20 protein-coding genes are annotated in these 24,709 nt (G+C 35.2%); 5 read left to right on the top strand and 15 right to left on the bottom strand.

The window, feature by feature from the left end; translation table 11 throughout:
* Nucleotides 1-86: 86 nt before the first annotated feature.
* The 3 genes from AC57AW_RS06585 to AC57AW_RS06575 are packed head-to-tail and all read right to left on the bottom strand — an operon-like array spanning nucleotide 87 to nucleotide 1,715.
* On the bottom strand, nucleotides 87-596 hold the full coding sequence (locus AC57AW_RS06585) for a hypothetical protein (RefSeq protein WP_496351260.1): 510 nt from the start codon (nucleotides 594-596) through the stop codon (nucleotides 87-89).
* Between the two features lie 6 nt (nucleotides 597-602).
* On the bottom strand, nucleotides 603-1,145 hold the full coding sequence (locus tag AC57AW_RS06580; protein ID WP_496351259.1) for a hypothetical protein: 543 nt from the start codon (nucleotides 1,143-1,145) through the stop codon (nucleotides 603-605).
* An 18-nt stretch (nucleotides 1,146-1,163) separates the two neighbouring features.
* A complete protein-coding gene (locus AC57AW_RS06575; protein ID WP_318847676.1) occupies nucleotides 1,164-1,715 on the bottom strand; it encodes an RNA polymerase sigma factor in 552 nt (183 codons plus the stop codon).
* A gap of 180 nt (nucleotides 1,716-1,895) precedes the next feature.
* Between AC57AW_RS06575 and AC57AW_RS06570 the strand changes: the two genes are divergently transcribed.
* The 4 genes from AC57AW_RS06570 (at nucleotide 1,896) to porW (ending at nucleotide 6,458) form a co-directional block, all read left to right on the top strand.
* The gene (locus tag AC57AW_RS06570; RefSeq protein WP_496351347.1) at nucleotides 1,896-2,645 is read left to right on the top strand and encodes a Rossmann-like and DUF2520 domain-containing protein; all 750 of its coding nucleotides are present in this window, start codon (nucleotides 1,896-1,898) and stop codon (nucleotides 2,643-2,645) included.
* On the top strand, nucleotides 2,635-3,153 hold the full coding sequence (locus AC57AW_RS06565; RefSeq protein ID WP_318847674.1) for a KdsC family phosphatase: 519 nt from the start codon (nucleotides 2,635-2,637) through the stop codon (nucleotides 3,151-3,153). The genes AC57AW_RS06570 and AC57AW_RS06565 overlap by 11 nt, the downstream gene beginning before the upstream one ends.
* A gap of 8 nt (nucleotides 3,154-3,161) precedes the next feature.
* The gene (locus tag AC57AW_RS06560; RefSeq protein ID WP_318847673.1) at nucleotides 3,162-3,725 is read left to right on the top strand and encodes a Maf family nucleotide pyrophosphatase; all 564 of its coding nucleotides are present in this window, start codon (nucleotides 3,162-3,164) and stop codon (nucleotides 3,723-3,725) included.
* A gap of 147 nt (nucleotides 3,726-3,872) precedes the next feature.
* On the top strand, nucleotides 3,873-6,458 hold the full coding sequence (gene porW / locus AC57AW_RS06555; RefSeq protein ID WP_496351258.1) for a type IX secretion system periplasmic lipoprotein PorW/SprE: 2,586 nt from the start codon (nucleotides 3,873-3,875) through the stop codon (nucleotides 6,456-6,458).
* A gap of 63 nt (nucleotides 6,459-6,521) precedes the next feature.
* Here porW and tsaB read toward each other — a convergent pair whose 3' ends face one another.
* From tsaB to rpiB, 7 genes are all read right to left on the bottom strand, one after another.
* Nucleotides 6,522-7,196, bottom strand: coding sequence for a tRNA (adenosine(37)-N6)-threonylcarbamoyltransferase complex dimerization subunit type 1 TsaB (tsaB, locus tag AC57AW_RS06550; RefSeq protein WP_496351257.1), 675 nt, complete (start codon nucleotides 7,194-7,196; stop codon nucleotides 6,522-6,524).
* 80 nt (nucleotides 7,197-7,276) lie between these two features.
* A complete protein-coding gene (locus tag AC57AW_RS06545; protein WP_496351256.1) occupies nucleotides 7,277-8,026 on the bottom strand; it encodes an SDR family NAD(P)-dependent oxidoreductase in 750 nt (249 codons plus the stop codon).
* Between the two features lie 81 nt (nucleotides 8,027-8,107).
* A complete protein-coding gene (locus tag AC57AW_RS06540) occupies nucleotides 8,108-8,479 on the bottom strand; it encodes a YraN family protein (protein ID WP_496351255.1) in 372 nt (123 codons plus the stop codon).
* Nucleotides 8,480-8,522: 43 nt separating this feature from the next.
* Complete coding sequence (locus AC57AW_RS06535) at nucleotides 8,523-9,452, bottom strand: S66 peptidase family protein (protein WP_496351254.1); 930 nt, start codon at nucleotides 9,450-9,452, stop codon at nucleotides 8,523-8,525.
* Nucleotides 9,449-10,135 (bottom strand): LysE family translocator, encoded by a 687-nt coding sequence (locus tag AC57AW_RS06530; protein ID WP_318847667.1) that lies wholly within the window; start codon nucleotides 10,133-10,135, stop codon nucleotides 9,449-9,451. The genes AC57AW_RS06535 and AC57AW_RS06530 overlap by 4 nt, the downstream gene beginning before the upstream one ends.
* Before the next feature lie 246 nt (nucleotides 10,136-10,381).
* Nucleotides 10,382-12,535 carry a ribonuclease R gene (gene rnr, locus AC57AW_RS06525; protein ID WP_496351253.1) on the bottom strand — a complete coding sequence of 718 codons (2,154 nt, stop codon included), beginning with the start codon at nucleotides 12,533-12,535 and terminating at the stop codon, nucleotides 10,382-10,384.
* Nucleotides 12,536-12,876: 341 nt separating this feature from the next.
* A complete protein-coding gene (rpiB, locus tag AC57AW_RS06520; RefSeq protein WP_496351252.1) occupies nucleotides 12,877-13,311 on the bottom strand; it encodes a ribose 5-phosphate isomerase B in 435 nt (144 codons plus the stop codon).
* Nucleotides 13,312-13,952: 641 nt separating this feature from the next.
* Here rpiB and AC57AW_RS06515 point away from each other — a divergent pair.
* Nucleotides 13,953-15,143 (top strand): phosphoglycerate kinase, encoded by a 1,191-nt coding sequence (locus AC57AW_RS06515; protein WP_496351251.1) that lies wholly within the window; start codon nucleotides 13,953-13,955, stop codon nucleotides 15,141-15,143.
* A 1,507-nt stretch (nucleotides 15,144-16,650) separates the two neighbouring features.
* On the opposite strand, the gene AC57AW_RS06510 is transcribed toward AC57AW_RS06515, so the two are convergent.
* From AC57AW_RS06510 to AC57AW_RS06490, 5 genes are all read right to left on the bottom strand, one after another.
* Nucleotides 16,651-17,472 (bottom strand): class I SAM-dependent methyltransferase, encoded by an 822-nt coding sequence (locus tag AC57AW_RS06510; RefSeq protein ID WP_496351250.1) that lies wholly within the window; start codon nucleotides 17,470-17,472, stop codon nucleotides 16,651-16,653.
* Nucleotides 17,473-17,590: 118 nt separating this feature from the next.
* The gene (gene mnmG, locus AC57AW_RS06505) at nucleotides 17,591-19,453 is read right to left on the bottom strand and encodes a tRNA uridine-5-carboxymethylaminomethyl(34) synthesis enzyme MnmG (RefSeq protein WP_496351249.1); all 1,863 of its coding nucleotides are present in this window, start codon (nucleotides 19,451-19,453) and stop codon (nucleotides 17,591-17,593) included.
* Nucleotides 19,454-19,600: 147 nt separating this feature from the next.
* The gene (gene ybeY / locus AC57AW_RS06500) at nucleotides 19,601-20,020 is read right to left on the bottom strand and encodes an rRNA maturation RNase YbeY (protein ID WP_318847660.1); all 420 of its coding nucleotides are present in this window, start codon (nucleotides 20,018-20,020) and stop codon (nucleotides 19,601-19,603) included.
* Nucleotides 20,021-20,024: 4 nt separating this feature from the next.
* The gene (locus AC57AW_RS06495) at nucleotides 20,025-22,184 is read right to left on the bottom strand and encodes a patatin-like phospholipase family protein (protein WP_496351248.1); all 2,160 of its coding nucleotides are present in this window, start codon (nucleotides 22,182-22,184) and stop codon (nucleotides 20,025-20,027) included.
* A 2-nt stretch (nucleotides 22,185-22,186) separates the two neighbouring features.
* Nucleotides 22,187-24,634: a bifunctional UDP-N-acetylmuramoyl-tripeptide:D-alanyl-D-alanine ligase/alanine racemase gene (locus AC57AW_RS06490; RefSeq protein WP_496351247.1), complete on the bottom strand. Its 2,448-nt coding sequence runs from the start codon at nucleotides 24,632-24,634 to the stop codon at nucleotides 22,187-22,189.
* Nucleotides 24,635-24,709: the final 75 nt, after the last annotated feature.

Raw genomic sequence — 24,709 nt, 5'->3', positions numbered from 1 at the left:
TTCGGCAAAAATAGGAATTTAGAGCAAAATCAAACGGCTCTCACAGAAAATCTGTAAGAGCCGTCCAACATTAAAAAAATAAACTATTATGGGTTCTGCTTAGGTCCCGAAGCATTATTGTTTCCGTGAGGTTTTCTTTCATCCATTTTATCTTTCATCATTTTCTCGGATTGAAATAACTTCAGAACTTTTTGGCAGGGAATTATCTGCTGCATTTTATCAGCATATTTTTTTCTGTTATCCAGCAGCTTCTGCCCTACTTCAAAGCTTTGCTGCAATTTAGCTTTTGCTTCTTCATCGGTTAGGGTTTCCGGGTCAAAGCCTGGATCAAACTGACTTTTTATTTGCTTCTGGCTATCCAGATATTCATTATACAATTGTGTAAATTCGGCTTTATCACCCGGATCGACATTCAGATTATCCATAATCATATTGTTCCTGAATTTCTTCAGGAGATCTTTTCTCTCTTCCGGAGAAAGATTATTGATGACTTCTTTCCTTTGTTTAGGATCCATCTTTTTCCAATCATAATCTGTCCTCTGGGCATTTAAGCCAAAGCCATAAATAATCAAAAACGTCAATAATATCTTTTTCATTTTCTTTTAATTATAAATATCCAAATAAACGTCCTGAGTCGAATTACTTGCTAACTCTGCAATTTCAGAATTAGAAAACGAGTCCAGATATTCATTCATTCGTGTTTCTTCTTTTTTCTTCACGGTTTTCACCGGTTTTGGTGTCTCTATTGTTTTTTCAGCTTCGTTTACACTTTTATAAGCGTAAGCATCTTTATTTTTTTGATTTTCAACTGTTTGATCATTATTTTCAACAGTAGTTAAATCAGATTTTAAAGTTTCATAAGCGAGCTCGCCTTCTGTTTTTTGTTCTCCGGTATTGGCAGCATAGGTTGTTTCAGAATTCAATCCTTTCTGAGTAGCCTCATTATCTGAATTGAAGACATAAGTTGCTCCAAAGATCAAAGCCAGTGATGCCGCTGCAGCATACATCCAGTTCAGCTTAAAGACAGGTGCTTTTTTACTTGTCTTTATATCACTCATAACGTTCTCCTGAATATTTTCAAACATATTATCAGGAACTGTGTAAATGTTCTTACGCTCTAATTTTTCTATGTCGAACTCTTTCATCTTTGTTGGGATCAAAAATTATCTTTCGTAATTTTCTTTAATATAATCTTCTATTTTCTGTTTGGCATAATGATAATTCGTTTTCAAAGTCCCTACTGACATATCTACAATTTTTGATATTTCTTCGTAGGGCAAATCATCATAATACCGCATCATAAATACCAGTTTCTGCTTCTCGGGCAGGCTTTGTATAGCATTCTGCAGAAAAATCTGTATTTCTTCGGCATCTCCTTCCGTATTGTCAGCTACCAGATTCTGCATATGATACTCAGGATCTTCATCAGTCTTCTGCATTTTCTTCATTTTGTTCACCTGCTGTAATGCTTCATTGGTAGCAATTCTGTACAACCAGGTATACAACTGGCTATCATTTTTGAACTGATGAAAATTTTGATAAGCTTTAATAAAAGTTTCCTGCAAAGTATCCTGTGCAAGATCTCCGTCCACAATAATTCTTCTTATGTGCCAGTACAATCTGCTTTGATAGGCATCCATCAAGGCACGGACACCTTTATCCTGGGTCCGTGGATTCTGCATCAACGAAATAATTTCCGCGTCCTTAATCTTCATAAGATGCCTTACACTGTTTTGGATTACAAAAATAACTGAAAGTTAAATTAAATCTTCAATTTTCAATTAAATATTTAAAATAATATGAGACACTTACGCAATAAACGTGCCTATATTGAAGTACAGGATTTCCGAAGTCTTCTTCTTTTCCGGCTCAGCTTAAAATCTTATATTTGTTATATGCAAATTGTAATCATCGGTTCCGGAAATGTTGCCTATCATATGGCAAAAGCTTTCACTTTGAAAAGCATTCCCCTGGCCCAGATTTTTGGAAGGAACAAAAAAGAATTAAGTAAAATTTCAGAAGAATTAAATATTCCTTATTCCACAGATCAACTGGAGGAGGCAGATCTTTATATCATCTGTGTGAGTGATCATTCCGTAGAAGAAGTTTCAAAGATTATTACTGAAAAAGATTGTTTGGTTGCCCATACATCCGGATCACTTCCAAAAGAAGCTCTGTCTGGTGAGTACAGGAAGGCCAGCTTCTACCCTTTACAGACTTTTTCAAAATCGAAAGAACTGGAATATGAAAAAATTCCGTTTTTTGTAGAAGCAGAAAACGAAGAAGATCAGAAAATACTGCTTGACCTTGCTTCACAAGTTTCTGAGAAAGTAATGGAAAGCAGCCACGAAAAAAGAAAATACATTCATTTGACAGCTGTTTTCGCCTGTAATTTTGTGAATCATCTTTTTTCAAGGGCTAAAGAAATTTCGGATTCTCAGGAAATTCCGTTTGATTATTTCTTACCACTGATTGATGAAACGGTTCAGAAAATTTATGAAATTGAACCTAAAGAAGCACAGACTGGTCCTGCTGTGAGAAATGATGTAAGAATTTTACAGCTGCATGAACAGTTATTAAAAGGCGAAAGTCTTGAAATTTATAAAACAATGAATCATTCTATTCAGAAAATGTATGAGTTATAAAGAGAAATTAAAAGATATTAAAGCATTTGTATTTGATGTTGACGGAGTTTTTACAGACGGAAGTGTTTATCTGCTTCCCGGAGGAAATATGTGCAGAGTAATGAATGTCCTGGATGGCTATGCAGTAGTGAAAGCATTAAAAAATAATTATTTGATTGGAGTGATTACTGGTGGAAATGATGACATGGTAAAACATAGAATCAATTATCTTGGTATCCAGGATTACTATCCTAAATCTCATAATAAAATTGAAGATTTTGAAGATTTCAAGAAAAAACACAATCTTAAAAATGAAGAAATCCTGACGATGGGTGACGACCTTCCTGATATTCATATCATGGAAAGTTCTGCTATTGCAGCCTGTCCTGAAAATGCAGTTCCTGAGGTAAAGGGAATCTCCGATTATATTTCTCCAAAAAAAGGAGGAACCGGAGCTGTACGCGATGTGATTGAACAGGTAATGAAGGTTCAGGGAAACTGGCATGATGATAACACCCAATCTGTATAATTACCGGTATGAAATTACTTTTAGCATCCCAATCACCAAGAAGAAAAGAACTTCTTTCAAGCCTTGGTTTTGAATTTGAAGTGGTAAAAATAGACTGTGAAGAAATTCTTCCGGAACATATAAAAATAGAAGAAGCTGCGGCCTACCTGTCTGATTTAAAAGCAGATGCTTTCAGAAGTCTGGAGACGGATGAAGTTCTGCTGACCGCGGATACGGTAGTAGCTATTGATAATCAAATCCTTGGAAAGCCTAAAGATGAAGCTGATGCCTACAAGATGCTTCAAAGCCTTTCGGGAAGAACCCATCAGGTTTATACAGGGATTACCATCAAAACTGCAGATAAGTCGATTACAGAAACCGATGTAGCTGATGTTACGCTTGATGAGCTCTCCGATGAAGAAATAAACTATTACATTCAAAACTATAAGCCTTTCGATAAAGCGGGCAGCTATGGTATTCAGGAATGGCTGGGAATGGCGAAGATCACAAGTCTTACAGGAAGCTTTTATACCATTATGGGACTTCCTACCCATCTTGTCTACAAAATATTGAAAGAAACCTCCCTGATTTAAAATTAGTAAGGCACTAAATATTGATTAAAGAAGAAATAAAATGTTTCCGCAAGAAATATAAATATTATTCATTATAAAATTTTATTATTTTTACAAAATCAGCAAACCGCTGATAATAAAAAGCAGACTAGCGAGTTATATTGAATAATGAAAAAGAATATATTGTTCCTTTTAGTGATATGTCTCGTTGCTTCCTGTGCTACCAAAACAAAAAAGCCGGAGCAGCGATCAAAACTATTGAAAGGATTTTCCACATATTACAACACTCTTTTTAATGCGAAAGATGCATTGAACAGTGAGTTTACAACCAGAGATAAAGGACATAAAGACAATTTTTATGCACCTTATATTCCCATTCTTACCTATGAAGAACAGCCTTTGGGAAGTGATCTTGGACAGTCAGAAGCGTTTGCCGAAAACTCCATGAAAATGGCTGAAGTAGCCAACAGACCTTCAGGAAGAGGAAATTCTGGAGTACCCAATATACCTGGAGGTCCTCAGGGAAATGCTCCTGCAAGACCTGACGGCGAACAGAGTAAAGGAGCTACTACCCTCGAAATTGCAGAAGCAAAAGCTTTAAAAGCTATTAATAAATATTCTGTGACCAGGAACGGTGAAGAAAAAAACAAGCAGATTTTTGATGCCTATATGATCCTTGTTCAATCGAGAATTTATAGAGGCAAATCTCTGGAAGCACTGGATGCTCTTAATTATGTGTTCACCCACATGAAAGACGATAAAAGGATCGCCCTGGCAAGAATTTATCAAGGGCTTGCATACAATCAAATCAAAGATTATCACAGAGCTCATGAAACTTTTGCTAAACTGAAAGGGGAAGATATCAATAAGAGCTATAAAAAACTGCTGAGCATCTATTACTCTGAATCTCTGCTGGATGCGGGTAAAAAGGAAGAGGCAGCCAAAGAACTTGATGATGCTTTTGAACTGAACGGCAACAGAAAACTAAAGAGTAGAATTGCTTATCTGAGAGGCCAGGTTTTAGAAAATCTGAATCAGAATGACAAAGCAAGAGAAAGTTATACTGCAGCGTATAAATATGCCAATGATTTTGAATTTGAAGTAAAATCCCAGATTGCCATTGCTAAAACTTTTAATGGTAAAGGTGATTATGCAGGAGCCAAAAACTATCTGGAAGGAATCAGTAAGAAAGGAACTTACGGTTCCAGAAAAAATGAATTTTATTATGCCTTAGGTTTAATGGCCAATAAAGCAGGTAAAAAAGATGAAGCCCAGCAATTCTTCAGAAAGTCCCTGTTTGAAAAGGTTTCTGACCCACAGATCCGTGGATTGGCTTATTATGAAATAGGGAAAAATTATCTTGACAAAAATGATTACATCGGTGCGGGAAGCTATTATGATTCTGCCCTTGCAGTAATGACGTATGAGCCATCAAAAATCCTGTTAAAAGATCAGTCGGCCTACATCAAAAAGATTTCAAAGAATTATTATCTGATCAAAAAGAATGACAGTATTCTTTCTCTGGCAAAGATGGATGAAGGTCAGAAAACAGATTATTTCACGAAATATATAGCAAAATTAAAGATTAAGGAAGAGAAAGAAGAACAGGAACGAAAACGCGCAGAAAGAAGCAAAGGATTTGATACCGGAGATTACAACGCTAACTCTATTTTTGCCAATAGTTCCAATGCTTTTGAGGATTTCGGAGTGACGACCAAAGGGTTTTACTTCGGCAATACCGGAACTGTAAGTAAAGGAACATCCACGTTTAAACAAGTCTGGGGAGATCGTGCTCTTGCCGATAACTGGCGTTTTTCCAAGAAAATGGCTTCTATTGAAGATATGAAGAATGAAGCGTTGGGAGTTACTTCGGCCCCTAACCCAAGACGTTTTGAACCTTCTTACTATATTGAGCAGATCCCGACAGATCAGGGTAAATTATCTCAATTGAAAAAGGACAGAGATACTGCTTCATTAGGTCTGGGAATCATGTATCAGAACTATTTTACCAACACTCCCCTGGCGACAAAAACGCTGTATGATCTTGTAGATGTAAAACCGGAAGAAAAAGTAATGCTGCAGGCTCTGTATGAAATTTTTGCCATGAATTATGAGAAGAATCCTCAGATATCCGAAAAGGCAAAACAAATTCTATTGACGGATTATCCTTATACATCTTATGCTGAATTTGCCAGAAATCCTAAAAACAAATCGTTCGTAAAATCAACGGAAGAAGTTGAAAATGAATATAAAAAAGCATATGCTTTATTTGAATCTGAAAAGTTTGCAGAAAGTAAGGAAGTGATAGATCAGACTCTTCAAAAATTCCCTAAGGATGCACTGGTTCCTAAATTGTACCTGCTCAATGCATTTAATGCAGGAAAAGCAAACGGAAAGGAAGTAATGATTCTGCAGCTTGAACAGATTGCCCTGAATTATTCTAAAACTCCGGAAGGCATAAGGGCCAAAGAAATGCTGGTTTATCTGAAAAGTGATCTCAGCTTCCAGGCAACGGATAATAAAGGAAATGCTGTTCCACAACAACCAGGAGGAGCACCCGTGCAGCCTAATGCCCAAAACACTAACGCTCCGCAAATGAACAACGGAAAAGTACAAAAGCTGGAAAATATCAGTACACAAACCCTGAATATGGACCCTACTCCACAACAGGGAAATCCTGCTCAGCAACAGCAAAAAAATAAGAAATCAGCAGAAACCAAACCTGCATCAAAGGCACCGCCAAGACCTCAATAAAATAAAAAAGCGAAGATGTACTCTTCGCTTTTTTTATGCAGTTATTTATTTTTGATTAAAATCTTACGAGTTCTTTTTCTTTACTCCATGGAAATCTTTGAGATAGAAAGGTTCAAAATACGCTATATCTTCAAACTCTTTATTCTCTATTTTTTCCAATGTTTTTGTGATAAGATATTGTGCAGAAGGATAAACAGTCTCGTTAAAAACGGCATCAGGAAGATTCAGGATTTCTTTTGCCTTCTTGGCTCCATCTCCTACAAACAATACTTTTTTATCTCTGAATTCTTCAAAAGAAGTTTCGTCTAAAATCTTAGCTTCGGTCTCAGATAATTCTTTTCCCGTACTTCCGTCGTAAACGGCCGTATACACCTCCATTCTCCTCGCATCAATCAAAGGTACTATAAAGTCATAGTTATCGCCTAAAAAAGGCTCTATCATACTTTCGAGGGAATTTATAGCAATCAGAGGAACTTTAAGTCCATAGCAGAATCCTTTTGCAGAAGCTGCACCAATCCTTAGACCGGTATAAGATCCGGGACCTTTCCCCAAAGAAACGGCTTCGATATCTTTAAGAGCAATCCCCGCTCCTTCCAGTGCCCATTCCACATAGGTATGAAGGCTTTCAGACTGTTTATAGTTTTCGGAAACCTCTTCACACACGCACAGTAGTTTTTCATTGTCTGATACCGCTACCGAACAGTTTTTGGATGATGTTTCCAGATATAGAATTTTCATTTTCTTGTTTTAAGCTAAGCAGCAAAATTGCGAAAGCAACATCGCTTTTAATGTTCTGCAAATTTACTCCATTATTTTGACTATTTTCTATAAATAGTTCTTGGTTCTGCCTGAGCAGTCGGGTAGATTGTCATATCAGAAATGCTAACGTGTTTCGGGGCATTCACACAGTAAGCAATGGCATCCGCAATATCTTCTGCCTTCAGAGCTTCGTAGCCAGCATATACCGTTGAAGCTTTCTCGCTGTCCCCTTTGAATCTTACTAAAGAAAAATCGGTTTCTACAGCGCCCGGCTGAATGTTGGTTACTTTGATTCCAAATTCGGTAAGTTCCAGTCTCATTCCTTCAGAAATAACGTCTACTGCTTTCTTCGTTGCACAGTACACTACTCCATTTGCATAGGTCTGCCTTGCTGCCACAGAACTAATGTTCACTATATGACCTAAATTTTTAGTTTTCATAATCGGAATGATCATTTTAGAAACATAGAGTAATCCCTTTACATTCCCGTCAATCATAGAATCCCAGTCATCTGTCTTACCAGCCGAAAGAGGATCCAGCCCGTGGGCATTTCCTGCATTATTGATCAGAACATCAATCTCTTTCCAGTTTTCAGGAAGTGAATTTATCGCTGCTTCCACCTCTTCAAGATTCCTTACATCAAACAATAAACTAAATATTTCGGTATATTGAGAAAGCTCTGTTTTTACATCTTCCAATACGTCACTTCTTCTTCCGCAGATAATGACTCTGTTTCCTTGTTTCGCAAGAAGCTCTGCAGTGGCTTTACCTATGCCGGAAGTAGCTCCGGTGATTAATACTGTCTTCATAAAATTGTTTATTAACTGTATGAATGGAATACTTTACCAAGAGTATGATATTGCTATCTTCATACATTGTTATATTGATTACTAATTTGCGTCCAATGCCTGAAAAGCATCGGTTATGTGGTCAATCGTTAAGTTTCTGTTTTCATCAGGAAGAACGGAGATAATATCAAATCTGACTTCGTTCTCTTTATTAAATTCTTCAAGATAATGGTTGGCAGCAGAAACAATGGATTTTATTTTTGTTTTGGTGACTGCTTCCTGTGGAAGAATGAAAAAATCTGTAGATCTGGCTTTCACTTCCACAACGATAATCAGATTATCTTTTTCAGCAATAATATCAATTTCCGCTTTCTGAAACCGGAAGTTTCTCGCAAGGATTCTGCAGCCATTTTTTTGAAGATAATCAGCTGCAATATCTTCTGCTATTTTTCCAAAATCATTATGATCAGCCATATATTGTATTTAAGAGTTTGGAGATAGGAGAGTGGTAGTCTTTTTAAAACTCAATCTTTACTTTAGCACCAATCTTTATTTTAACATTTCCCCCAATTAAAAGCGGTCGGTTATCTTTAATATGTCCATTCGGGAAACCGAATACTACAGGGAATTTATATTTCGAGATTCTCTCTGAGATCAGCTTATAGGCAAATTCATCAAAGCTTTCTTCGTAGCTCTTATTTTCCTTTTCGTCTCCCATATTGGTCATACCTCCTATAATAAGTCCTTTGATCTTATTGAAAACACCTGCCAGCTCCAGACTCATGATCATACGGTCCAGTGCATAGAAGTTTTCTCCGATGTCTTCAATAAACAAAATTTTGTCTTTAAAATCAAAAGAATATTTAGTTCCTAAAAGGGCATAAACAAGGGCTAAATTCCCTCCGATCAATTCTCCTTCAATATTCCCTTCTTTATTGAATTGATTTGATTCAAGGCTGTATTTTGGAGTTTTCCCTTTTAAGATATCAAAGATTAAGTCATAGCTTTCATCAGTAACGCCAAAACTGGATGTCTTGATGGTCTGTCCATGAATGGAAACGAACCCTTTTTTCAACAGATAACTTTGTATCACGGTGTTATCAGAATACCCGATATACCATTTAGGATTTTCAGTAAAACCTTTCATTTTCAGGTGCTGAATCAAATGCTGACATCCATAGCCTCCTCTGGAAGCCCATACCGCTCTGATCTCTGTATCATTAAAAGCCCAATTGATATCTTTTATTCTTTCCTGTTCTGTTCCGGCATAATTATATCCGTTTGAAAATTTCGTGTAAAGATGCTCCCCGAGAACGGGTTCAAAACCTCTACTTTTAATCATTTCTATTCCCTTTTCCATTTGAGAGGCGTCTACCGCTCCTGCAGGGGAAATAACAGCTATTTTGTCTCCTTTTTTAAGAGACTTTGGAAAGATCATTTTTTTCATTTTGTTTTTTGATATTTTACTTCTTTCTTTTCTGCTTCTTCCAGCTGTTTTTCAAACTGATTGAACTTTTTGAAACTCTGCAGGAAGATAAAGAAACTGAAGACAATAAGAATACAGCCAACAACTCTTCTGATTTGATTGGCCAGTTTTTGTGTTAATTTATCGTGAAATTGCTTAGCAAGAAATATCTTGGCAAGATCTATTGAAAGGTAAGTGCCCAGTACTATGCCTATGTATAAAATAAAACTGCTGGTGTCCGGATATTGATTCCTTACAGAAATTACCGTTACCAGCCAGAAAAGGATGACTCCAACATTGAGGAGATTAAAGAAAAAACCATTGAAAAATGTTTTGAAATAATTTTGACCAATGATCCTTTCTTCACCAGGCATATGCATTTTGGTTTTGGTAACCAGCATCACAATTCCATAGACAAAAATAAGAATAGAGGTGATCCTGTAAAACCCGGGATGTTTGTCTATTAAACTTACAATATCTGTACTAGCATAATAGGCCGCTACAATACATAATAAATCTGCAGTAATCACTCCAAGATCCAGTGATAAGGCATGTTTTGGCCCTCTGGAAAAGCTGGTTTCAATTAAAAGGAAGAAGATGGGTCCTATAAAAACCAGGCTCAGCATAAATCCTAATATGACGGCAGATAGTACAAGTTCTAGCATTAAGTGGTATTTAAAAATGAATAAAATTCATTTCGTTTTATACAAAGTTAGACTTTATGATTTAATTATTCAATAAAGTTGCGATATATCAAGTGGATTTTAAGGAGAGTTTAATGTAAAATTTTTAAGGAAATAGGAGAGGAGGTATATTCTAAATGTTTTGTTTAAAAAAACAAAAAGCTGAAATGTTCGTGAACATTTCAGCTTTTCTATAATTTTGTCTATAATCTTATTAAAGACCATTTCTTACTTCACAATCTGGAAATCAAGCTGCTTCTGAATCAGATTCGCTTTTACCACTTTAATCTGAACTTCATCTCCCAGCTGGTATCTGTTTCCATGTCTTATTCCATACACTGCATGTGTTTTCGCTTCGTACGTGTATGAGTCATCTACAAGGTCTCTCAGTTTGATCAACCCTTCAGCACCGTTTTCCGGAATTTCAACCCAGAAACCAAATTCTGCCACTCCGGAAATTACACCTCTGAAAGTTTCTCCCAAGTGTTTTTCCATGAATTTCACCTGCATAAACTTGATAGAATCTCTTTCTGCATCTGCTGCCAATCTTTCCATTGAACTGCAATGTTTTGCTTTTTCTTCAAGCTCCGGCCTGTTTGGAGATTTCCCTCCATCCAGATAATGCTGAAGAAGACGATGTGCAAGCAAATCCGGATAACGACGGATAGGAGAGGTAAAGTGGCTGTAATACTCGAATCCTAGACCGTAGTGGCCAATAGGTTCTGTAGAATATACCGCTTTGCTCATACTTCTCATCGCCAGGGTTTCAATCATATTTTCTTCTCCTTTTCCTTTCACATCATGAAGAAGCTTATTCAAAGATTCTGCAACCTTTTTGGTATTGGCAAGATCCATTTTATATCCGAAAGTAGAAACAAAGTCTCTTAAAGATTCCAGTTTTGCCGGATCCGGATCATCGTGAACCCTGTAAATAAATGTATTATTGGTGATCTCCTTCTTTTTACCCAGAGATACAAATTCAGACACTTTTTTATTGGCCAAAAGCATAAATTCTTCGATCAGGTGATTGGAATCTTTACTTATTTTAAAGTAAACTCCAATAGGTTCATTATTTTCGTCAAGATTGAATCTTACTTCACTTCTGTCAAAAGTAATTGCGCCTCTTCTGATACGTTCGTCACGCATAATCTTAGCCAGCTTGTCAAGAGTATTGATCTCTTCTGCCAGATCTCCCTGTCCGGTTTCAATACGTTCCTGAGCTTCTTCATAGCTAAATCTTCTGTCTGAATGGATAACTGTTCTTCCAAACCACTGTTTCTGAATTTCAGCCTGATCATTCAGCTCAAAAACTGCTGAAAAAGTATATTTATCTTCGTTAGGACGAAGAGAACAAACATCATTACTCAAAACTTCAGGCAGCATCGGGACAACTCTGTCAACAAGATATACCGAAGTTGCTCTTTTATATGCTTCATCATCAAGAATAGTTCCCGGAACTACATAATGAGATACATCTGCAATGTGAACCCCGATTTCCCAGTTTCCATTTTCCAGTTTTCTTATCGATAGAGCATCATCAAAGTCTTTCGCATCCTTAGGGTCAATGGTAAATGTGCAGATATCACGCATATCCCAACGCTTTGCAGCTTCTTCATCAGTAATACTTCTGTCAATTTTATCTGCATCTGCTTCCACTTCCGGTGGAAACTCGTAAGGTAAACCATATTCTGCAAGAATAGAATGGATCTCCGTTTCGTGTTCTCCGGGAGCTCCTAATACTTTTATAATTTCTCCTTCAGGATTTTTATCCCCCGGTCTCCATTCTGTCATTTTTACAATTACTTTATCTCCATCTTCAGCATTGCTGAATTTTCCCTTCGGAATAAAGATATCGGTATTGATTGATTTTTTATCACAAACAACAAACCCAAAATCTTTATGAGCAACCTTCTGAAATGTTCCTACAAACTCAGTTCTGTTTCTCTCCAAAACCTCCAGAACAGAGCCTTCCAGTTTCTTTCCTTTATAATGATAAGTTATAATAAGAACCTTATCTCCCTGCAGGGCATCCTTCACATTTTTGGAGTGAACGAAGACATCATCTTCCAATCCCTCTACCTTTACATAGGCATTTCCACTTTGGTTGAAGTCAATAATTCCGGTAAGCGTTCCTGCAATTTTCAGGTTCACTATATATTTTCCTTTTTCTACTTCTTTGATCTTTTCAGATCCCTGAAGTTTATGCAGTGCCTGGATAACAAGTTCTCTTTGTCTTGGATTTTTGTAATCTATTCCTTCAGCGATCTGCTTATAATTATAAATTTTGGATGAATTCGCATTCATAAAACGGAGGATCAATCTTCCGATCTCCATCATTTTTAAATCATTTTTATGACTTATATATTTTCTTTTTTTTGGCATTTTAATTTTCTTTTAAATGTTTTGGTCTTAGCTTAAATAAAACCTTTTTCTAAATCTTCCTCATTCATTCCTTATATAAGGGTATTCAATTTCATCATTAGATTCTTTCCGTACATCATCAGAAATTATCTTTCAGTTTACTTAGAACGGGAGCTTTAGTTTTGTATAAATTTAATACAATTCTTGAGAAGAAAAGAGAAAACCTTCTATTAAATATATTTCAAATATAAGAAAGGCTTTGGAGAATAATAGAGTGTAATTTCTATTGGACACTGCAAATGTACGAATAAAAAATAAATAAGGCTTGTAATACGATTTACAAGCCTTAGTATTTAGTATATTTAGCAAACTGCAATTTTATCAACTCTGTTCTGGTGTCTTCCACCTTCGAAGTCTGTTGAAAGAAATCTGTCTACAATTTCAATCGCCAGTTCCTTTGATATAAATCTTGCAGGTATTGAAATCATGTTGGCATCATTATGTTGTCTTGCCAGTGTTGCAATCTCCGGCATCCAGCAAAGAGCGCATCTTATTTTCTGATGTTTGTTCGCAGTGATCTGAACCCCGTTTCCGCTTCCGCAGATCAAAATTCCAAGTTCATTTTCCCCGTTTTCCACAGAGGTTGCAGCAGGGTGTACAAAGTCCGGATAATCCACACTGTTTGTGGAAAACGTTCCAAAATCCTGAACTTCAAATTGTTCTGAAAGATAGTTCTTAACAATCTCCTTATATTCATAGCCTGCATGGTCCGCTGCGATAGCAATTTTTCTTTTCATAATACTCTTATTAAGCTTTATTAGATTCTATTTCCTTACAAAGGTAAGAATAATAACAATTCGTGTTAGTAAACCCTGAGTTAATTGTTAAGAGGTATGTTAATAACTGTGGAAAACTTTTCTCAACTTTCTATTTTTAAAGACCAATTTATTTCGTAATGGAAATTCTTTCCGCAAATTTTTACCACAACTTTCCAGATCTTTTCTCAAGCTATCCCCAGATTTCTCCATAATAAAATAACTAATAATTGATTCTTTCCAGAGTTACCAACATTTGTTAATAAGTATGTGAAATAGCGGGTTTACAAGGATTTATATTGTGAGTTAAATATGAATTGAATAAAAGTTGAATGTTACCAACTTTCAGCCTAAAACTTATCCCCGAAACTAACAACACTCAACAACAACTACATTATTCTTTTTTTTAAAGAGATAAAATTGTTGATTAATGGGTGATTGGGTTCGGGGAAAGTTTTTGAAAACTTTTATTTTAATCAATCTGTTGAAAAAGTTTAAAACCTTACATTTGTGAAACGAAAATTCAATGAGATTTATGAAATTGGCTTTGCAGGATTTACGGAAATCAATCTGGGATCTGGCCGCAAGGATTTCATTTGGCTCTGAAAAAAATAAATCTACTTATGAAAACAATCAATGATTTCAATTTTAAAGATAAGAAGGCTCTGGTAAGAGTGGACTTCAATGTTCCTCAGGACGATCAGCTGAAGGTGACAGACAATACGAGAATTGTTGCTGTAAAACCAACAGTGGAGAAGATCCTTAATGATGGTGGTTCTGTCATCTTAATAACACATCTTGGAAGACCTAAGGGAGAGGTTAAAGATGAATTTTCTCTTAAACATATTCTTGGCGAAGTTTCTTCTGTTTTGGGACAGGAAGTAAAGTTTGTTGATGAATGTATTGGAGAAAAAGCGGAGCAGGCTGCTGCTGAACTGAAGCCGGGTGAGATCTTATTATTGGAGAATGTACGTTTTCATAATGAAGAAGAAAAGGGAGATGCAGGTTTTGCTGAAAAACTTTCTAAGTTGGGAGATGCTTATGTAAATGATGCATTCGGAACTGCACATAGAGCTCATGCTTCTACAGCTGTGATTGCTCAATACTTTCAGTCAACTAAATATTTCGGTTTACTAATGGCTAATGAGCTTAAGGCAATCGATAAAGTATTGAAGAGTGGTGAGAGACCTGTTACGGCTATCCTAGGAGGATCTAAGGTTTCAACTAAAATTACCATTATAGAAAATATTCTTCCTGCTGTAGATAATCTGATCATTGGTGGAGGAATGGCATTTACTTTTATAAAAGCTCTTGGAGGGAAAATTGGTAATTCTTTGGTAGAAGAAGACAAGCTTCCACTAGCTTTAGAGATTTTAGGAAAGGCTAAAGAACATAAAGTAAAAGTATATCTTCCGTCTGATGCTATCATCGCTGAAAGTTTTAGTAATGATGTGGAAAGAAAAGAAGCTGACATCTATGCAATCCCTGAAGGTTGGATGGGGCTTGACGCTGGTCACAAATCCAGAGATCAGTTCAATGATGTATTGTTAAATTCTAGAACGATTCTTTGGAATGGGCCGATTGGAGTTTTTGAAATGTCTCATTTTGCTGGTGGAACGGTTGCCTTGGGTGAGAGTATTGCTGAAGCAACAAGATTAGGAGCCTTCTCTTTAGTGGGAGGTGGAGACAGTGTTGCTTTCGTTAAGCAATTCGGATATGCTGATCAGGTAAGTTATGTTTCTACAGGTGGTGGAGCAATGCTTGAAAGTCTTGAAGGTCTTGAGTTACCTGGTGTAGCTGCAATCAATAATTAAAAAAAATAAATAGATATTTTGAAGTCTGCTAATTTAATTAGCAGACTTTTTTAGTATTGAGATTATGGGAAAACCCTTTATTGATCGATGTTTTCAGTTGATTTAAGTTATAACTTATAGTTATATTGTTTCGGGTTAAATTCTATTCCAGATACTTAGATTTTGTAGAACAATTATTTTCCTAAAATTATTATTACATTAATAAATTTGAATATCCGAATTCCTGTGTTTTATACTTGCATTTTATAATAAAAGCTAGCTCTTTTAAGCATAAGATAGGAGGCAAGTCAATTTTTTTTTAATGAATTAGTACATATATTTTGTCACTATAAGACTTGAAATTTCATATAATTTAATTAATGTCTATTCAGGTTTATAAAGCTGTATTTTCATGTTTTTTTTATATTTTAATATTTGAATAAGGATGTATTTTAAAGATGATGATCTATATACTCACGATTCTAAAACTTTCATGATTGTTCAGATTGAATTTTTGTATTCAATTTCTAAATTCTTCATTTTTTACCAATCTGGAGAATTTTGTTGTAAAATTTAATGTTTCTTTCAACGTTTTTAATTAATTATTAATTCACATAATTGTGATAGTGTTGTATTTATCTGTTTGTCAGTTAATAAACCTATTTGTAATATTTTATTTACTTAATTTTATTGCTTTTAAAGCTGACAAGAATTTAAAAATTATTCGTTTTAGGGCAGTAATGGGATTATTTGAAGAAAATTTCCGCCAATTATTTCAATGTAGTCTCAGCAGATTTACCATTTTGATAAAATAAATTATAAAAAACATTTTTTAAAATTTTATGTGATTTATGGTCATTGTTTTTTATAATAGAATTTTCTGGCAAATTATTTTATGCTCCCTTGATTTTTTTAAATATGAGATGATCTGAAGATTTTTCAGAAATATTTATCTAGGTCTAATATGGAGTAATTATTTTTTACAGAAATAGTTTTAAGCAGAGTAGGGGAGTTTGAATTTGAAAATTTTTCTTTTTATAGATTTTGATTTCAACTATCACTTTTGAATTTGAAAAATTATTAATCTAAATTTTTATTTTAGTTTGAAAAATTGCAAAATCGACCTTTGGAAATAGCTTTAAAATTGCGAAATTATATTTTTCCGAGTATTTACATCTTATATTGATTTTACAGTAAATTAGTTGTGTTTTTGAAAGAATTTGCTTTTAAAAACTAAAATTTTCCTTCAAGATGATGAAATTGAATGTAAAATTTGACTCATTAATTGTTTAGAAGCAAAAATGAGCGTATGAATGAAAAAAAAGAAAGTTTGTGAAATTTATTTATTTTTCTGAAAATGGATCAGTGGCAATTTATAAATTTTATACCTCGGTTGAGTAATTTTTTTATAAAACTAAAAATCAATTTTTAATCTTAATAAAAAACTCAGGAAAATATCCTGAGTTTTTAGTTTTAAATGGAGAAAACCTGAAAATTGACCTTCATAAATGGCTCAAAAATCGATTTTCTATCTTTTTTCGATAATGTATATCAAACTTGAAAATTCGTTTGAAAAAAGCGCCTTTACATTAGAAATCGTTCCGTGAATGACTGCTTTTACCCAAAATAAGGGTGATTTTTTGTATTTTTCGCTTAACATCGAAATGTAATAGGAGTCTAATACCAATGGTTTGATTTTTCTCATCTTCCAGTCTGATTTTTTTGAAATCAGATTTTCCATTCCATTTTTTGAAAAATGATAGATATGTCTTGGTACATCATAAGCCGCCCAATATTCTTTATAATGTTTTGCATCATAAGAAGTAGGGTTGGGGACTGCGATTATAAGAATTCCTTTTTCTTTTAATTTTTCGTGAAAAGCATCAAGCATTTCATCCTGATTCTCGATATGTTCAAACACATGCCAGAGTGTAATAGCATCTAAACTGTTTTCTTCAATTGTATTGATATTATCCAATACAGAAGCTTTCGTTATTTTTCCCTGGGCTGCTTTTCTTGCATCGGCATCAGGTTCAAAACCGACAGTATCAAAATCATTTTCTATATATCTTACAAATTCTCCGGCACCACATCCGTAATCAAGAACTTTTGATCCTTTTTTAATTCTGTCTACCAGTATATTTTTTTTGTACTGCAGATTGAAAGACTGAAGGAATTTATAAAGTTTTTCTTTCAGACTTCCGGAATCCTGGTGATGAGAAATATAATCTTCACTTTCATAATATCTGGAAATATTGGATGGGATAGGGGTGGTCTTGAAGACACCTTTTGTTTCTGTCTCTTTAATTTCAAATATTTCCTGTGAAAGAAAATGATCTTTTATTTTCATTGAAATCGTTATCTTTTATATTGTAAAAAAATTAAGATATTCAGAGCTTGCTATATGCTCATAAATACCTTAATTTTTGTTTTATATTTTTTAATGTTTCACGTGAAACATTTCTTTTTTAACGTCCTAAATACACTAGTAAAACGTTTATATCGGCTGGAGAAACCCCGCTTATTCTTCCTGCCTGAGCAATTGTCTTCGGACGTACCTTAGACATCTTCTGTTTTGCTTCTGCAGAAAGGCTTGAAAGGTTTGTATAATCAAAGTCTTCAGGAATTTTAATGTTTTCGAGACGGTTCAGCTTTGCTACATTCTCTTTTTCTTTCTCAATATATCCTTTATACTTAATATTGATTTCTGCCTGTTCTCTTACTTCATCATTATATTGGCTGGAAACTTCTTTAATGAAATCAATCTCATCAAGTTTTCCCAGTGTCATATGAGGTCTGGTAAGAATTTGTGCGGCTCTGTACGCCTGATCTACCGGATTGCTCTCTATAGATTCAAGAACCGGATTGATAATACCTGGTTTTAAAGAAGTTTCGCGAAGAAACTCTTCAAGTGCCTGGCTTTCAGATACTTTAATTTTTACTTTTCTTAATCTTTCTTCTTTTGCTAATCCTAATTGGTAAGCCTTCTCAGTTAATCTGATATCTGCGTTATCTTGTCTCAAGAGAAGTCTGTATTCAGCTCGTGAAGTAAACATTCTGTAAGGTTCTTCAGTTCCTTTAGTGATAAGATCGTCAATTAATACCCCAATATAAGCTTCATCTCTGTTTAAGATGAAATCTCCTTTTTCATGAACTTTATTATGAGCGTTGATACCTGCGATTAAACCTTGACCTGCTGCTTCTTCATATCCTGTTGTTCCATTGATCTGTCCTGCGAAATATAAATTATCAATTAATTTTGTTTCAAGGGTATGTTTCAATTGGGTAGGAGGGAAGTAATCGTATTCAATAGCATAACCTGGACGGAATACTTTTACGTTTTCAAATCCGGGAATCTGTTTCATTGCTTTGATCTGTACATCTTCCGGAAGTGAAGAACTGAATCCGTTTACATAGATCTCTACAGTTTTCCATCCTTCCGGTTCTACGAAAAGCTGGTGTCTGTTTCTTTCTGCAAAACGGTTGATCTTATCTTCAATACTTGGGCAATATCTTGGACCTAAACTTTGAATCGTACCATTGAACATTGGGCTTCTGTCAAAACCTTCTCTTAAAATATCGTGTACTGTTTCGTTAGTATATACGATATGACAGCTTAATTGTTTTGTTAATTTCGGAGTATCAAGATAGCTGAACTTTTGGGGATTTTCATCTCCTTTCTGTTCTTCCATTTTTGAATAATCCAAACTTCTTCCATCTACTCTTGGTGGAGTACCGGTTTTCATTCTTCCTGCTTCGAATCCTAAAGTGACCAATTGTTCTGTAATCCCAAACGCTCTTGGTTCACCCATTCTTCCTCCGCCTAATTGTTTATCTCCAACATGAATTAAACCATTAAGAAAAGTTCCGTTAGTAAGAACTACAGATTTTGCTTTGATCTCAATTCCTAAAGAAGTAACTACTCCGGTTACTTTATTATTTTCAATAATCAGTTGTTTCACCATATCCTGAAAGAAATCAAGATTGGGAGTATTCTCTAATGCTAAGCGCCATTCTTCGGCAAAAAGCATTCTATCATTTTGGGTTCTCGGAGACCACATCGCAGGACCTTTTGAAAGATTTAGCATCTTGAATTGGATTGCAGATTTGTCTGCCACAATTCCGGAATATCCTCCCATTGCATCAATCTCTCTTACGATCTGTCCTTTTGCGATTCCGCCCATTGCCGGGTTGCAACTCATCTGTCCGATGGTCTGCATATTCATTGTAACAAGTAGGGTTTTTGAACCTAGGTTGGCTGCGGCTGCAGCGGCTTCACAACCTGCGTGTCCGGCACCTACTACTATTACATCATATATTTCTGAAATCATTTTTATCTCGCTTGTTTTAAGCTTTAAACCTTTTCTTTATAACCAATGTTTCACGTGAAACATTTTTGAAGAATGCACTCTAGATAAAGTTATATTATTACTAGAATTGAGTACTTTAGGTAGGGGACTTTAAGTGATTGTTCAATTTCAAATCTTTAAATTCCTGTATTTGGCTAAGTACAAATCTTCCATTCTCCGCATCTCTTTTTCTTCCTCTTCCGTCTTGTCTTTATAGCCTGCAAGGTGCAAAATACCATGGGCTAAAACCCTTCTTAATTCTTCTTCATAATCTCGGGAAAGGGTAGAGGCGTTATCAGAAATGCGCTGCAAAGATACGAAAATCTCAGCGCTTATTGTCTTGCCTTTTACATAATCAAAAGTGATGATATCCGTATAATAATCATGCTGTAAATAATCCTGATTGATCTTAAGAAGATATTCATCATCACAGAAAATGTAATTGATTTCTCCTAGTTTTTTTCCTTCTGAAAGAATAAGATCTTCCAGCCATTTTTTGTAATCTGTACTTACCGACTCTGGTAAGTTTTCGTAAAAGAACTGTATCATTTTTTTAAAACCAGTGTCCTAAAATAACACTGAATATACCTTTTTGGTTATTTTTAAGTGAGTGGCTGAAGTTGACTTTTATCTGCCCGAAAGGAGATTTGTAACCCGCCGTAATTCCCAGTGAACTATAATTTACTTTAACTGCATCTTCAAACTTGATATCGTTTGATAAGTTAGCAAAGCTGAAGTTTCCACTGATAAAATAGTTTTTGTTAAATTTAAATTGGATATCGTTAGATGCTAATATCACATTATTTGTATAAAGCTGGGCGAAATAAAATCCTCCAAAGCTTTTAAAATTCATAAGATTCTGTTCAAAAATTCCACCTAATCTATATTGATAATAGGCAGGAAGATTTTCGCCAATAGTAACACCTCCAAACACGTTAAGACGGTAAGTGAATTGCTTGCCAAGAGGAATATTGATTTTAAGATCTGCTTTTATCTGAATTATTCTTTTGTCAACTTCAGACTTTAAAAGATCTACAACCTTTCCTTCTGCTGCAAAATAAATTCCTTTGGTAGGAAATTCCTTATCATCCTGCGTATCGGTTTTTATAAAGATATAAGGATTCAGGAAACGGCTGTAGCGTCTGTTGTCTCCATTGCTATTTTCCGCTTTAAAGTAATCATGGCTGATACCACCTCCAATAGCGAATTTATCTTTCCATATAGACTGTATATAGGCTTCATTTCTCAACCATTCCCATCGGTCTACAACATAATTATCTACATTCTTTATATCGAAGCTCATTCCTGATGAATAAAGACCAAAGCCTGGAATATATCCGTTATCAATAAAATAGTTCAGATAATATCTCACGCGGTCTCCCACGACAACATCCAGGGAAAGATTTGAATTTTTAAATAAAAGTCTCTTTGCGGAATAATTTAAAAGAAGTCCGGTTTTGAAAACTTCATCATAATGCAATCCGAATTTTAAAAAATGGCGGGTGTCATCCTCAGTCACATAAAGCTTCAAATAATTGGCATCATTTTCCTGAACGATATCATAATTGATAAAGCGATAGTTATTCGTCGCGACCAATTTATCTACCATTTTATTGATGCTTCCATAAGTCTGTAAAGAGGGTAGGCGAAGTCCCATTTTCCCCAGTGTGTAGTTTTTACCGTATATTTTACTTCCTTCGATAGAAATGCTGTCTATCTTATATACGTTAGAATATATAGGGTTTATACGTTGTCTGAGGCGGTCAAAAGGACGTTTCGGTAGTTGGTCCAGTACTTGGGAATATTTAAGCCCCTCTACATATCCGCTGTCCAGAATTTTCTTTTTATCATCGTAGCTTGTAGCGGACATCCCTTTCAGGTTAGGTTTAATATTGATGTCCGTATATTTATACTGTTTTCTTGTATCTTTCTTTATTCCGAAATCAATCACCTGGTTCAGTATGGAGATAATATTGTTTAAATCCTCTCTTTTTGAAAGGTCCTGATTAAGGTCCACACCAATGACAATATCGATTCCTTTGTCCTTTAAAGGTTTTGAAGGGTAGTTCACCGTCATGGCTCCGTCAATATAAATGCTGTCACCAATTTTAATAGGATCCATTAAAGAAGGGAATGCAGAACTTGCCATAATGGATTGTACGAGATCTCCTTTTTCAAATATCTGCATATTGCCGCTTTCAAGATTGGTTGCAACACACATGAATGGAATAGGCATTTTGGAAAAGTCTTCAATATTGGAAACGTTTTTAAAAAGTTCTTTCAGAAGATAAACATTTCTCTGGCCGGTACTGATGGAGGAGGGAAGTGTAATTTTTCCGTTTTTCAGGGGAATGGATAAAAGATATTTGTCTACGGATTTGTTGAAAAAAGTGGTTTCCTGTCTCGACTTCGGATCCATAATTAAAGAATAGAAATCCGTATCCATGACAATTTTTTCTATTTCTTTTCCGGAGTATCCTGCGGCATACAAACCACCTACGATGGCTCCCATACTTGTTCCAGAGACATAGTCCACCTTCACCCCCAATGAATCTAGTACTTTAAGAACTCCTACATGTGAAAAACCCTTGGCTCCGCCACCAGCTAGTGACAGTCCAATCTTTGGGTTTTTAGGAATTTTCAAATCTTTTTTTACCTGAGAATGGATCAATAACAGTTGGAATATGGAAAGCAGAATCAGGAGTTTTCTCATAGTTAATCTTTTATATAAATCCGTTTCACCCGAGGCGAAATGGAGGTTAATACTTCATAGGTTATCGTTTTGCAGTAGCCTGCGAATTCTTTTAAACTTGGTTTGGCATTGAAAACAGTTACGGTATCGCCTTCTTTTACATTCGGAATATTATCTACATTAATCATCATCATATCCATACAGATATTTCCGACAATTGGTGCCAGTGTTTTGCTGACGCCTACATTTCCTATCTGATTTCCTATCAGCCTTGGAATACCATCAGCATATCCAACAGGTATAGTCGCAATTCTGGTAAGATGGTCAGCCTTATATTTTCTGCTGTAACCTACAGATTCACCGTTTTCAACCATTGATATCTGTGAAATTACGGTTTTAAAACTTACAACAGACTGTAGCTGCTTCTGAATTTCATTATCAGGAGACTCTCCCAACATTCCAATACCAATTCTTACCATATCAAACTGGTGATTGGTATAGCTTGTTATTCCGGATGAATTCAGAATATGACGAAGAGGAGTGTATTCTAGTTTTTCTATCAGGTAAATGGAATTCTTTTCGAAAACTTCCAGCTGCTTCAAAGTAAATTCTTTTTCTTCAGGCATATCAGATGATGATAAATGACTGAACATACTCTGAACTTTCAGATTTTTCTGGCTTAAAGTTTCGCTTAACTGATCCAGTTCAAAATCTTTAAAACCAAGACGGTGCATTCCTGTCTCCAGTTTAATATGGATTGGATACTTTTTATCATAACCTGATTTCTGAACGGCTTCATAAAATAATTCCAACACTCTGAAACTATAAATTTCAGGTTCCAGGTTATATTCTATAATAGTCTGATAGCTGTGCTGCTCAGGATTCATGACAATAATGGGTGTCGTAATTCCCTTTTTTCGAAGTTCTACACCCTCATCAACGTAAGCTACACCAAGGTAATCTATATGATGATGCTGGAGAAATTCTGACACTTCATAGCTTCCTAACCCGTAAGCATTAGCCTTTACCATCGCCATCATTCTGGTTCCAGGTTTCAGAAGCGATTTATGATAATTGATATTATGGAGAATCGCATTAAGATTTACTTCCAGTACCGTATCATGCTTTCTGAGCTCAAGGATATCTTTAAGCCTTTCGATCTCAAATTTTCTGGCTCCTTTTAACAGGATGATCTGATTTTCTATTTCAGTAAGATGCTTGCTTTCAATTAACTCTTTAGTGTCAATGAAAGTATATGTTTTAGTTTTAAATAATTCACTAAAGTTTGATATTTCGTCGCCAATTAAGAATACAGAATCAAAATGCTGTTCATTGACCAGCTCAGAAACTTCTTCGTATAATTCTTTAGCGTTGCTGTTCACCCCTACGATGTCAGTTAAGACCAGCGATTTTTTAGATTTGTTATATTCATTCAAAAACTGGAGAGCAGTCTTCAAAGAATCGAGGTCAAGATTAAAAGAATCATTAATGACAATATTGCCTTTAATTCCTTCAATCGCTTCAAGCCTCATTTCAACGGCTTTTAAAAGGTTGATTTTTTCAACGATCTTTTTATTTTCGATACCAAGTTCCTTGAGTACTGTGATAAGCGCCATAGCATTGGTTAATGTCGCTTCGTCTCTCTGATGGGCCGGAAAACTGATTTCTTCCCCAAAATAATCAACAATAATGTTGTCATCTTTAGAAATATTGCTTTTGATGGAAACCTGGTTCTCTTTTTTTAAACCGTAAGAAATTAATTTTTTATCAGAATATAATTTTTTGATTTTTTGTTCAACCAAAGAATTGTCACCATTATAAATGATCACCTCAGAATTTTTGAAAAGACTGATCTTTTCATCAATGAGTTGTTCTTCGGAAGAAAAGTTGGCAGCATGAGCTGTCCCGATGTGAGTAAGCAATCCGATCTGTGGATGAAACATATTTTCAAGTTTCTCCATCTCATAGGGTTTTGAGATTCCCACTTCAAAGATTCCCAGCTGATGAGAGCTGTTGATCTGAAGAAGGGATAGCGGAAGACCAATCTGAGAATTAAAACTTTTAGGACTTTTTACAGTAGGGAATTCATTCCACAGACATTGATACAGCCATTCTTTTAAAATAGTTTTACCATTACTTCCCGTGATTCCGATAGATTGTAGGTGAGAATTTTCAAAATGATACTTTGCTAATTTTTGAAGAAACTCTACAGAATTTTCAACGATAATCCAGGTTATATTTTCAAACTCCGGAAAATGATGTTCAGAAATAATGACATTAATACCTCTGTCTATTGCAGACTCAATGAATTTTTCACCGGAATTCTTTTGGGTATTGATCGCGATAAAGGCTGTATTTTTGGTAGAATAAATAATTCTGCTGTCATACGCTATATTTTTGATCATTAAACTCCCGTCTCCAATGATCTGTGCATTGGTGATCTCTGCAATGTGTTGTACTGTATAGTTCATTGGTGCCCTTTCTGCTTTATTTTTTGAGCGAAACTACAGAAGTAAAACTGCAAAAAATGTGAGACCGGTTATTTA

The sequence above is a fragment of the Chryseobacterium sp. BGA-UO-ETr-SB22 genome (assembly GCF_059567885.1).
Note: the sequence above shows the minus strand (reverse complement) of the source record. Positions and strands in the feature narration are given on the sequence as shown.

What these genes read in the sequence shown, in the direction of transcription:
- AC57AW_RS06585 (WP_496351260.1), bottom strand. Translation starts at nt 596, where the DNA reads ATGAAAAAGATATTATTGACGTTTTTGATTATTTATGGCTTTGGCTTA.
- AC57AW_RS06580 (WP_496351259.1), bottom strand. Translation starts at nt 1,145, where the DNA reads ATGAAAGAGTTCGACATAGAAAAATTAGAGCGTAAGAACATTTACACA.
- AC57AW_RS06575 (WP_318847676.1), bottom strand. Translation starts at nt 1,715, where the DNA reads ATGAAGATTAAGGACGCGGAAATTATTTCGTTGATGCAGAATCCACGG.
- AC57AW_RS06570 (WP_496351347.1), top strand. Translation starts at nt 1,896, where the DNA reads ATGCAAATTGTAATCATCGGTTCCGGAAATGTTGCCTATCATATGGCA.
- AC57AW_RS06565 (WP_318847674.1), top strand. Translation starts at nt 2,635, where the DNA reads ATGAGTTATAAAGAGAAATTAAAAGATATTAAAGCATTTGTATTTGAT.
- AC57AW_RS06560 (WP_318847673.1), top strand. Translation starts at nt 3,162, where the DNA reads ATGAAATTACTTTTAGCATCCCAATCACCAAGAAGAAAAGAACTTCTT.
- porW (WP_496351258.1), top strand. Translation starts at nt 3,873, where the DNA reads ATGAAAAAGAATATATTGTTCCTTTTAGTGATATGTCTCGTTGCTTCC.
- tsaB (WP_496351257.1), bottom strand. Translation starts at nt 7,196, where the DNA reads ATGAAAATTCTATATCTGGAAACATCATCCAAAAACTGTTCGGTAGCG.
- AC57AW_RS06545 (WP_496351256.1), bottom strand. Translation starts at nt 8,026, where the DNA reads ATGAAGACAGTATTAATCACCGGAGCTACTTCCGGCATAGGTAAAGCC.
- AC57AW_RS06540 (WP_496351255.1), bottom strand. Translation starts at nt 8,479, where the DNA reads ATGGCTGATCATAATGATTTTGGAAAAATAGCAGAAGATATTGCAGCT.
- AC57AW_RS06535 (WP_496351254.1), bottom strand. Translation starts at nt 9,452, where the DNA reads ATGAAAAAAATGATCTTTCCAAAGTCTCTTAAAAAAGGAGACAAAATA.
- AC57AW_RS06530 (WP_318847667.1), bottom strand. Translation starts at nt 10,135, where the DNA reads ATGCTAGAACTTGTACTATCTGCCGTCATATTAGGATTTATGCTGAGC.
- rnr (WP_496351253.1), bottom strand. Translation starts at nt 12,535, where the DNA reads ATGCCAAAAAAAAGAAAATATATAAGTCATAAAAATGATTTAAAAATG.
- rpiB (WP_496351252.1), bottom strand. Translation starts at nt 13,311, where the DNA reads ATGAAAAGAAAAATTGCTATCGCAGCGGACCATGCAGGCTATGAATAT.
- AC57AW_RS06515 (WP_496351251.1), top strand. Translation starts at nt 13,953, where the DNA reads ATGAAAACAATCAATGATTTCAATTTTAAAGATAAGAAGGCTCTGGTA.
- AC57AW_RS06510 (WP_496351250.1), bottom strand. Translation starts at nt 17,472, where the DNA reads ATGAAAATAAAAGATCATTTTCTTTCACAGGAAATATTTGAAATTAAA.
- mnmG (WP_496351249.1), bottom strand. Translation starts at nt 19,453, where the DNA reads ATGATTTCAGAAATATATGATGTAATAGTAGTAGGTGCCGGACACGCA.
- ybeY (WP_318847660.1), bottom strand. Translation starts at nt 20,020, where the DNA reads ATGATACAGTTCTTTTACGAAAACTTACCAGAGTCGGTAAGTACAGAT.
- AC57AW_RS06495 (WP_496351248.1), bottom strand. Translation starts at nt 22,184, where the DNA reads ATGAGAAAACTCCTGATTCTGCTTTCCATATTCCAACTGTTATTGATC.
- AC57AW_RS06490 (WP_496351247.1), bottom strand. Translation starts at nt 24,634, where the DNA reads ATGAACTATACAGTACAACACATTGCAGAGATCACCAATGCACAGATC.